We start from the raw sequence: 9,269 nt of genomic DNA on the forward strand, positions 1-9,269 counted from the left end.
ATGTGGTCCTCGTGAAAGTGCGTCAGGATCACCAGCGGCAGGTTGGTGATGCCGAAGCGGCGCAGGCAGGCGTCCTCGCGGGCTGGCTCCGGGCCGGTGTCCACGGCGATGGCTGACGCGGGGCCGGTATGCAGGAGCAGCGCGTCTCCCTGGCCGACATCGCAGACGGCCATGGACCAGTCACGCGGGGGCCAGGCGGGTGCCGCAGCCTGCCGCACCAGGGCCACGGCCCCCGCGACCAGCGCACCGATTAACACCAGCACGCCCAGCCGGAGCAGTTTCCGGCGGCGCGCGGTGTCTACCACCGAGCCTGGACGCGAGCACTCCCCTCCAGCGCTCCGGTCCGCTTGCTCGCCCCTCCCTCGGCGACGAACCTCAGTCATATCTACACCAAGCCGATCTTGTCTAGACCAGTCCGGCATAGTGGCGTTGATCCGCCAGTGGCGGAGGTCAGCCGGACACGAACTCGCAGCAGCAGCCGCCAAGCGGCCACGTAGCAGGCCAGAAGCAGACCGCAACCGCCGAGTCCGGTAGGCCAACCGATCGCCGCACCGGGCACCTCGGCCCCGGTTCGGGCCACCAGGCAAATCCACCGAACCGGCCACTGCGCAACCCACGCGACGGCATGGCCGAGCGCCGGCGAGACCACGTCCGCGGCCATCGCGCTGACACCGAGCACAGTGGCGGCGGGCGCGGCCGGGACCGCGAGCACGTTGCAGGGCACTGCGATAAGCGGCAACGAGCCGGTGAAGATGACGAGCAGCGGCTCGCAGAAGACCTCCGCCGCGGCGGTCGCTGCGGCAGGCCCGGCCGCCCACAGCGGAACGCCGCGGTCGAGCATGCGGTCGCACCAGCCGGGCGCGACGATAAGCAGTCCAGCGGTCGCCGCCACAGAAAGCGCGAAGCCGTACGTATGCGCGAGCCAGGGATCGATGAGGAGCAGGATGAGCACGGCGGCTGCCATGGTCGCCAGCGCTCGGAACCTCCGGCCGGAGAGCGACGCGATGCAGCCGAGCAGCGACATCACGGTTGCCCGCACCATCGGCGGACCCGGCCTGGCCAGCACGGTGAATCCGAGCACGAAGACGGCGGACGCTCCGGTGACGGCGCGGCCCCGCAGACCCAGCCACCGCGCGAGGGGGAGCAGGGCGGCGGTTGTGAACACCAGGTTTTCGCCGCTGACGACTGTGAGGTAGGTAAGGCCGGTGCGTTTGAGGGCGTCGGCGAGTTCAGTCGGCTCGTGGCTTGTGTCGCCGACGGTGAGCGCGGGCAGCACGCCGGCCTCTTCGGCAGGCAGCGTGGACGCCGCCTCCCGAAGGTCGGCGCGCAGACTTCCCGCGAGGCTTTGGAGTGTGGAAGGGCCGCCGATCACCTTTGGCGCTCCTCGGGCGACGAGAAGCGCCGCGTCGCGTGTTCCGCCGCGAGCGGGTTCGAGCCGGCCGGAAACGATCAGGTGTTCCGAGGGCAGCAATGTGAGCCAGGCGTCCAGGTCCGCGCCCGAGTGCGGTTTGGCCATGACGGTGGCCGAAGTGCCGACCTGGTAGCTCGCGCCGTTCTCGGTGGTGACCAGCGTGATGCGCACCGGTACGAGGATGAGCGTCGATGAGGCCGGGTTACGGTTGAAACCTGAAGCGCCGTGGGCCTGCGAGCCGCTTCCCGCCTCGGGAGGGGCCGCGGCACATGGTTTCTGGCTCGTCTCGACTCGGCGCGGATCGCCGGTCACCGTCAGCGCGGTGCCGACGAAGGCTGATTCCGCTGCCAGGCCAGGCACCGGCCCGTTGGAGCCGACCGCGACGTGCAGTGCGGCTGACAAGGCGAGTCCGGCGGCAACGAGGAGCATGGCGCACAGCCCGGCCGACCACGGTTCCGGGGCCAGCGGATGCGCTGCCACGCGCCGCCGCGCTTGGACCATTCCCGCTACTCCCCCGATGGCGATCGCGGTCGCGGCCAAGGCGGTGATCTCGGGCGGGAGCGAAAGGCCGATCCAGGTCGCAGCCCACCCGGCCAGCACCGGCGGCAGAAGTCTGAGATCTGGTGGGCCGCCCTGCCGTCTCACAGCGTCACCCACTGGCGCAGGGCGGCGAACTTGGTCGGGCCGAGCCCGTGCACTTGCTGAAGCTCCCCGATCGAGGTGAACCGGCCGTGCTCAGAACGCCAGTCCAGGATGCGCTGGGCCATCGCGGGACCGACGCCGGGAAGCTGTTCGAGTTGGTCCGCCGTGGCGGTGTTGAGATGGATCGGCCCGGACAGCGGTACCTTGCCGCGGCCGCCGGCCCGCGAGGTCGGCCCGGGAGCGACGGGACCTGCGTCGAGCCCGCCGGGCGCGCCGACCAGTACCTGTTCTCCGTCGTTGAGAACGCGCGCCTGGTTGAGTGGGACCAGATCGGTTCCCGGTAAGGCGCCGCCCGCGGCCCTGATCGCGTCCATGACGCGGGAGCCGGTCGGCAGGTGGAAGACGCCTGGTTTGGCGACCTTGCCTTCCACGTCGACGACTATGCCGATTGCCGACGTCGCAGGGTACGGCGCGGCCGCCGGTGGCGCGCCTTCGGGACGGGCCGACTGCGCCTCGACATCCTGCGCTGCGGAATCGGAGGCCTGCCGGTGAACAGGATGACCGGCGGTGAGCAGTTGCGGTTGGGCGACTTGTTTCGACTGTGCGCGAAACAGGGTCCAGCCGCCGAGTACCACGGCCGCCAAAGCGACGGCGGCGGCCAGCGCCGTGCCGGTGCGCCGATCGAGCCGCCACCGGCCCCGCAGGGTCACCGGTAATCGATCGTTGATCTGCTGCATGAGCAGGTCTAATCGGCCGGGCCTGCGCGGCGCGGCGGCGTGTTCGACGGCTACCGCGCGGGCGGCCCTGCCGAACTCGTAGTGCGCGAAACCAGCGCGTTCGCTCCCTGACATGACGGCTCCTCGAAGGCGGGGACCACGGTCGTGATCTTCGCTTTCGACGTTACGGAGCCGCGGGGTTCAAATCACCTGGTTCCAGAACATCTGTGGATAACTATTTTCGGAACGCGGGAATCGGGCACGGAGACTCAGCCGTTGCCGCCGAGGTTGAGGTTGTTCTCGATCCGCTCCAGCCGCTGCACCACCGGCTTGAGCTGCTGGTCGATCAGTGTCGAGAGCTTCGACATCGGATCGGTGACGGTCGGTGCGCTGGCGGCCTGGCTCTGCTGGGCATGGATGTAGTACCCGGCCACCGCGGCGCCGACGGCTCGTCGGGTCAGCCGCAGTTCGGCGCCGAGTCCACGCAGGATCTGTCCGGCAGTGCCATCGGGTTCTGCGATCAGACCGAGCAGCAGATGCTCGCAGCCCACGTAGTTGTGCCCGAATGAGGTCGCCTCGGTGACAGCGAGTTCGAGCGCTGCGGCGGCGTGGGCTCCGATCCGCAAGTCGTCCGCGTCGGCAGCGGCGGCCGGCTCGCGGCCCGCGTCCTTGTCAGTCGGCTCGGTCGCATGCTGCGACTGCGCGGCGCCGCGGCGCTGTTCGAGCTCGCGGGTGATCTGGTCGGGTTCGATCTCAAGGGCACTGAGGACGTGCAGCGCCATGTTGCCGCCCTCGGCGACTATCGCGTGCAGCAGATGCTCGGTGCCGACTTCGGAAGCTGACTGGTCACGTGCCTCTTGAGCGGCCATCTTCACTACCGTGCGGGCGCGCTCGGTGAAGTGCGTCAGCCGGTCGGACGTGCCGAGGCCTGAAGTCGGCGAGAGCACGGCCTGCCGGATGGCGGTGACCCGGCGAACCGCCGTTTCGAGCGCCCGCTGGCAGACCGCGGAGACCGGGATGCCGGCCTCCTTGACGGCTTCGGCGAGCTCATCGGGCACGTAGACGTTGATCTTCGGCACCATGCCTCCCCCAATGGGGTTAGTGAAGGGTTATACCTAGTTGATAACCCCAATGGGGGCAGAAGTCAACGGCTCGGGAGGCGCCGCTTAGATCGAACGCTGATAAGCACGGAAGGCCCTGGTCGAGACGAGTCCACAGGCGATCACCAGCAGCGCGAGGTACCCGAGGTGGGCGGTGATCGATCCCCAGTCCGGATTCGCCAGCAGCGCGCCGCGTCCCGCGGTCAGCGCCCAGTTCACCGGGTTGTACGCGGCGACCGAGCGGATCCAGCCCGGAATCAGCGCGGCGGCCATGAACCCGGTCGACAGGAACTGCAGCGGCAGCAGGACGAAGTTGGAGACCGCGATGATCGATTCCTCCTTCCGCGCGACCAGCGCGAGGCCGTAGGACAGCGAGCCGATCGCGGTCGCCAGCAGGTTCACGGCCACCATCAGCACCAGCGCACCGAGCACCGCCTGGCGGTAGTCGGCACCCGCGATGGCGCCGAGGATGAGGATGATCACGGCCTGGATGACTGTGGCAACGGTCTGGACGATAAGGCGTCCGGCGATGAGCGAACCGCGGTTGACCGGCGAGACCAGGAATCGGTCGATGACGCCGCGGTTGAGGTCTTCGAGGATTCCCATCCCGCCCCAACCGGCTCCGAACAGCGCGGACATCACGACGACGGCTGGCGCGAGGTACGTGATGTAGTTGACGTCGGTGCCGAAGCCGGGCAGGTCCGTGACCCGTTTGAACAGCTGGCCGAATAGGAACAGCCAGATGACCGGCTGAATGAGTGTGAACGCGACGTACATCGGTTGGCGTATGAACGCCTTAAAGTGACGCTGCGTCATAAACCAGGTGTGGGTAAGCGCAAGCACTGTTCCTCCCCTTCGCGGACGTGGGCAAGACGGTTGACGGAGGCCGCAAGTACAGGCGGCTGGTTATGCGGCGACGGCGGAGCGGTCTGAGCGCCCTGGACGTCCCGCCTCCTCCTCAGCCGCGGAGAACGATCGGCCGGTGTGCCGCAGATACACGTCATCGAGCGAGGGGCGGGCGACCGTGACGGCGGTGACGGTGATTCCCGCCGCGTCGAGCGCGCCGATTAAGCCGGGTACGGTGCCCGCGCCATCTGCAGCGCGCGCTCGCAGGATCCGGCCGTCCTGCGCGACCTCTTTGACCACGGTCATCTCGCCGAGCAGGTCACGGCCGCGCTCGACGTCGGCGTCAGAGCCGAGCTCCAGCGTGATCGCGTCGCCGTGCAATTCGGCTTTCAGCTCGTCCGGGCTTCCCTCGATGACCACGCGACCCTTGTCGATGATCGCGAGGCGCTGGGCGAGTTGGTCGGCCTCCTCCAGGTAGTGCGTGGTGAGCAGGATGGTGAGCCCGCGATCCCAGGCCAGTTCCTTGATCTGCTCCCACATCTCGGCGCGGGCCTCGGGGTCGAGGCCGGTGGTCGGCTCGTCGAGGAAGAGCACGCTGGGCTGGTGGATGAGGCCCATCGCGACGTCGAGCTTGCGCTTCATGCCGCCGGAGTACGTCTTGACTAGGCGGTCGGCGGCGTCGGTGAGAGCGAACCGGTCGAGCAGCTCGATGGTCTGCAGGCTCAGCTCGCGGCCGCGCAGTCCATAGATGCGGCCCTGGAGCATGAGGTTTTCGCGGCCGGTCGCCTGAACGTCGACGCCGGACTCCTGGGCGACGCAGCCGATCGCCCGGCGCACGGCGGCCGGATCGCGAACGACATCGTGGCCCGCGACGGTGGCGGCCCCGGCGGTCGGCGCGGAGAGTGTGGTGAGCATCTTGACGACGGTGGACTTGCCGGCGCCGTTCGGGCCGAGCAGACCGAAGACTGAGCCGGCTGGGATTTGAAGGCTGATGCCGCGCACCGCCTCGACTCCGCCCTTGTATGTCTTGACCAGCTCTTTCGCATCCACCGCGAGATTTTGCGCAGCGGGCATGGCTACCCTCCCAGGCCACGAGAAACGATTTCGACGACAGACACGATATAGCTCGACTTCCGAAAGTCAAGACATATCGCGTTGGGGAGGTGCGGCGGGCAGGTGCGCAAGTTGGGTGGAGGAGGGGGTTGGCGGGGCGCACGAGGCTAGGACAGGGTCTGGCGGGAGGCGGACGCGATGCGCAGACGAGGGGGATGGCGGGGAGGCGCGCGATTCAGAGGAAAGAGGTGGCGGGAACACGCGCGGCGTGCGAAAAGGGTCGGCGGGAAGCAGCGGCGTTGGACGAGCTGGATCGGGAAAGGGTGATCCGGGCGAGCGCTCTACTGCGTCACGGGAGGCGGGGCGAGACGATCACGGCCAGCAGGCCGGGACCGGCGTGCGCGCCGAGGACCGCGCCGACCTCCGAGACGGTCAGTTCTCCTCCGCGCTCGGACGCCGGGGCCGCCACCCGGGACAGTCCGGGAAGCTGCTCGCGAAGTCGCTCGGCCAGGAGTTCCGCCCGCGGGACCGAGCCGAGGTGGTGAACCGCGACGTCTACCGCGTCCTGGCCGGCTCGTTCGAGTGCAACCTGTTCGAGCCGGGCGATCGCGCGCGCGGCCGTGCGGACCTTTTCCAGCGGCTCGACGCGGCCTTCGACCAGGTGCAGCAGCGGCTTGACCGCCAGCGCCGAGCCGACGAACGCCCTGGCCGAGCCGATGCGGCCGCCGCGGCGGAGGTACTCGAGCGTGTCGACGTAGAAGAAGGCCGAGGTCATCGTCGCTCGTTTGGCCGCCGCGGCTGCGCATGCGGCTGCCGATTCGCCTTGGGCCGCCGCGTCAGCCGCAGCCAGTGCCGCGTAGCCGAGTCCCATGCCGACTGAGCGGGAGTCGACCACCTCGACCGGGATCGGGGACGTCGACGCCGCGAGAACCGCCGACTCGTGCGTGGCCGACAGCTCGCCCGAGATGTGGACCGAGACGATGCCGGTCGCGCCCGCCTCGGCCAGTTCGCGGTAGTGGGCCGCGAACTGTTCGGGCGATGGGCGCGAGGTGGTGGCGAGCTGGTGTTTGCGCAGGGCGTCCATGAGCGCCGCCCTGGCTTCGGGCGTGCCCTCCGTGTACGACTCCGTGCCGATGACTACCTGGAGCGGAACGACCGTGATGCCCGCGGCGGCCGCGCGTTCGGGCGCCAAGCATGCGGTCGAGTCCGTTACCACCACTGTCCGACCGGCCATAGTTCGCACGATAGTCGATGTGGGACCTGTCGTCCTTAAGCCGCGAGCACCTCTCTCCAGTCCGGCATCAGCTCGTTCACCAGCGCCTCAGTACGGGGGTGGAGACCTTGCACGCCGTGGACGTACCAAGTCCGCTTGTAAAGCCCTTCGATAGCGCCACGCAGCCGTTCGTGGTCCTGCGTCGCAGCGGTTGCGCGCAACAGACCGCGCCATAGTTCCTCATCGTCGGGACTGCCGCGCATGCCTGCCTTTACCGCTTCGATCCCTGCTTCGGCCTCTTCGGCTGCGATGCAGGAGTCGGCGAGTTGTAGCGCCGTGTCCGCGATAACTGCCGGGACTTGTGCCTCGGCGACTTCGTAAGCCAGCCAGCCGTAGCGGTTCGGTTCGCGACCGGCGAGGTAGGGGCCGCGTACCAGGTCAAGCGCTGCCCTAAGCATCTCGTCGCGTTGTTTCTGGTCCTGGATCGATGCGTCGTACAGTGCCCGTGACTGTAGGGAGACGAACACGTCCCAGTCCGACCACACGTAAGCGCCTAGGCGTATGCGCCCGTCCGCATCCGTGTACAGATTCGGCTGTCCGTGCGGGTCGTTGCCAAGCCACGTGGCGAGCCGGGCGAAGGTTGCCTCCGCGACGTCCGCCGTCGCGCCGCGCGGCCAGAGCGCGGCGGCGAGGACCCGCGGGTGGACTCCGTCGCGGTGATGCAGCAGGAAGACCAGCGCTTCGTCGAGCAGCGGTGCGCGTTCGGGTTCGACTTCACCGACGCCGGTGACTTCGAGCGGCCCGAGCAGGGAGGCGTAAACGGCGGGCGGCTCGTCGGGCAGCGGACCGCTGTAGCCGACCGACTGGTGCACCGGTTCGGCGGTGACCTCGGTGCCCTCGATGTCGCAGACCGCGCGGAACAGGCCGAGGACGGCTGCGTACTGCTCCTCGGGCAGCAGTTGCGCCTTGGCTTCGATACCCAGGAGCGGCGCGCTGATCATGCCCTTCGAACTGACCGTCAGTTGCCAGGTCGCGCCGACGACGTCGCCGGCGACGATGAAGCCGAGCCCGACGCGCGCCGCGGTGGTGGCGACGGCGGAGAGCCGGGCCAGGATCGCGGCGTGCGGCTCCTCGGAGACGATCACGAAGTGCGGCGGGAACGAACTGGCCTGGCTGGCGCGGGAACGGCCGTCGAGCACGGAGTCGAGCCCGGCCGCGGCGAGCGCCTTCGTCCGCTCGACGGACTCGATCTCCAGGCTGGGCAGAATCTCGTCGAGGGTGCGCACGTGCCGGACGCGCGCCGGGGCGAGCGGGGTCAGGTCGCCGGGGAAGCCGACCAACGTGACCGTCATACGATCCGACCACGAGTTGGTGGCCAGCTCGACGGCCAGGGCGGCGAGCACGGCGCGGCGAACCTCGGGCGGCCCGTCGAGCCCGATGAGGCCGCGGGCTTCTTCGAGGTCGATCATCAGCTGATCGGGGTTGGCGGCGGCAGCGGCAGCCGCGTCCGGTGACGCGGGAGCAGTCACCGCGCCCAACGTGACGAGCCCGGGATACGGCGCGAATCGGCGGTGTGCCGCCTGCGCGTCGACGTCCACGATCGCCGGCCGGGGGAAGTTCCACGAGCGGCCGTCCGCGGCGGTGAACCACGGAGGGGGCGGCGCGGCTTCTGGGTCGTCGGGGTCGGTCGGCTTGCCCAGCAGGAGTTCGATGCCTTCATTGCGCAGCCGGACGGCGTACGCGGCGGGTACGCTGCGGCCACGTTCGGCGAGCCCGGCGGACAGCCCGCGCAGCGCGAGGTCAAGGAACCAGACCTCTACTTCGCCCGCACCGACCCGGATCGACTCCTCGGCCACCGCGCCGTCTCCGCTGGCGGTCACCGGTCGCCGGCCGAACACGCGGTTCCACAGCTGACGGCGGCGGTGCCGCCCGAGCGCCTTGAGCAGGCCGGCCGCGAGGAGCGGCGCGGCGGCGAGGCCGTAGAGGACCCGGTTCTCGGTCGACGGGGGCTGACTTTCCTCGGGGGAGGTAGCGCCGCGGTGTGAGGGCCGCGGGATGATGGCGGCGCCGCCGGTCGTCGTGGTGGTCGTGGTCGTGGCTGTCGTCGTGTTCTGACGTACTAGCGCAGTGCTGCCGGTGGGCTGGTTCAGTGGGGCGATTTGTGCGCGTGCCGGGGCTTGCGGAAGCGGCATGGCGTTGATGCGCGGTGCGGGACGTGCGGGAGGCGGGGTCGCGGGCACCGGCTTGAGTTGGCGAGGTGATGATGTGGGAGGGGCGGGGTCGTCTAC

Annotated in this window: 8 protein-coding genes; all 8 read right to left on the minus strand. The window is 69.4% G+C overall.

Annotated features, from left to right (window positions below):
• The coding region (locus tag VFB40_RS08095) for an MBL fold metallo-hydrolase (RefSeq protein WP_324848679.1) at positions 1 to 305 on the minus strand (305 nt) is incomplete at its 3' end.
• Between the two features lie 80 nt (positions 306 to 385).
• The gene (locus VFB40_RS08100; RefSeq protein ID WP_324848680.1) at positions 386 to 2,011 is read right to left on the minus strand and encodes a ComEC/Rec2 family competence protein; all 1,626 of its coding nucleotides are present in this window, start codon (positions 2,009 to 2,011) and stop codon (positions 386 to 388) included.
• 41 nt (positions 2,012 to 2,052) lie between these two features.
• Positions 2,053 to 2,904, minus strand: a complete 852-nt coding sequence (locus VFB40_RS08105; protein WP_324848681.1) for a ComEA family DNA-binding protein — start codon at positions 2,902 to 2,904, stop codon at positions 2,053 to 2,055.
• Between the two features lie 134 nt (positions 2,905 to 3,038).
• Positions 3,039 to 3,848 carry a Clp protease N-terminal domain-containing protein gene (locus VFB40_RS08110; protein WP_349261389.1) on the minus strand — a complete coding sequence of 270 codons (810 nt, stop codon included), beginning with the start codon at positions 3,846 to 3,848 and terminating at the stop codon, positions 3,039 to 3,041.
• A gap of 87 nt (positions 3,849 to 3,935) precedes the next feature.
• Positions 3,936 to 4,685 (minus strand): ABC transporter permease, encoded by a 750-nt coding sequence (locus VFB40_RS08115; protein WP_324848683.1) that lies wholly within the window; start codon positions 4,683 to 4,685, stop codon positions 3,936 to 3,938.
• 90 nt (positions 4,686 to 4,775) lie between these two features.
• Positions 4,776 to 5,789 carry an efflux ABC transporter ATPase subunit, DrrA-related gene (locus tag VFB40_RS08120; RefSeq protein WP_324848684.1) on the minus strand — a complete coding sequence of 338 codons (1,014 nt, stop codon included), beginning with the start codon at positions 5,787 to 5,789 and terminating at the stop codon, positions 4,776 to 4,778.
• A 328-nt stretch (positions 5,790 to 6,117) separates the two neighbouring features.
• On the minus strand, positions 6,118 to 7,002 hold the full coding sequence (locus tag VFB40_RS08125) for a DegV family protein (RefSeq protein WP_324848685.1): 885 nt from the start codon (positions 7,000 to 7,002) through the stop codon (positions 6,118 to 6,120).
• A gap of 35 nt (positions 7,003 to 7,037) precedes the next feature.
• Positions 7,038 to 9,173, minus strand: a complete 2,136-nt coding sequence (locus tag VFB40_RS08130; RefSeq protein WP_324848686.1) for a BTAD domain-containing putative transcriptional regulator — start codon at positions 9,171 to 9,173, stop codon at positions 7,038 to 7,040.
• Between the last annotated feature and the right edge of the window lie 96 nt (positions 9,174 to 9,269).

Origin of the sequence: Actinocrinis sp. (assembly GCF_035650855.1) — a bacterium.
Taxonomy (GTDB): domain Bacteria; phylum Actinomycetota; class Actinomycetes; order Streptomycetales; family Catenulisporaceae; genus Actinocrinis.

Bases quoted from the DNA above. Each gene is read 5' to 3' on its own strand.
- VFB40_RS08105 (WP_324848681.1), bottom strand. From the start codon at position 2,904: ATGTCAGGGAGCGAACGCGCTGGTTTCGCGCACTACGAGTTCGGCAGG.
- VFB40_RS08120 (WP_324848684.1), bottom strand. From the start codon at position 5,789: ATGCCCGCTGCGCAAAATCTCGCGGTGGATGCGAAAGAGCTGGTCAAG.
- VFB40_RS08130 (WP_324848686.1), bottom strand. From the start codon at position 9,173: ATGCCGCTTCCGCAAGCCCCGGCACGCGCACAAATCGCCCCACTGAAC.
- VFB40_RS08115 (WP_324848683.1), bottom strand. From the start codon at position 4,685: ATGACGCAGCGTCACTTTAAGGCGTTCATACGCCAACCGATGTACGTC.
- VFB40_RS08125 (WP_324848685.1), bottom strand. From the start codon at position 7,002: ATGGCCGGTCGGACAGTGGTGGTAACGGACTCGACCGCATGCTTGGCG.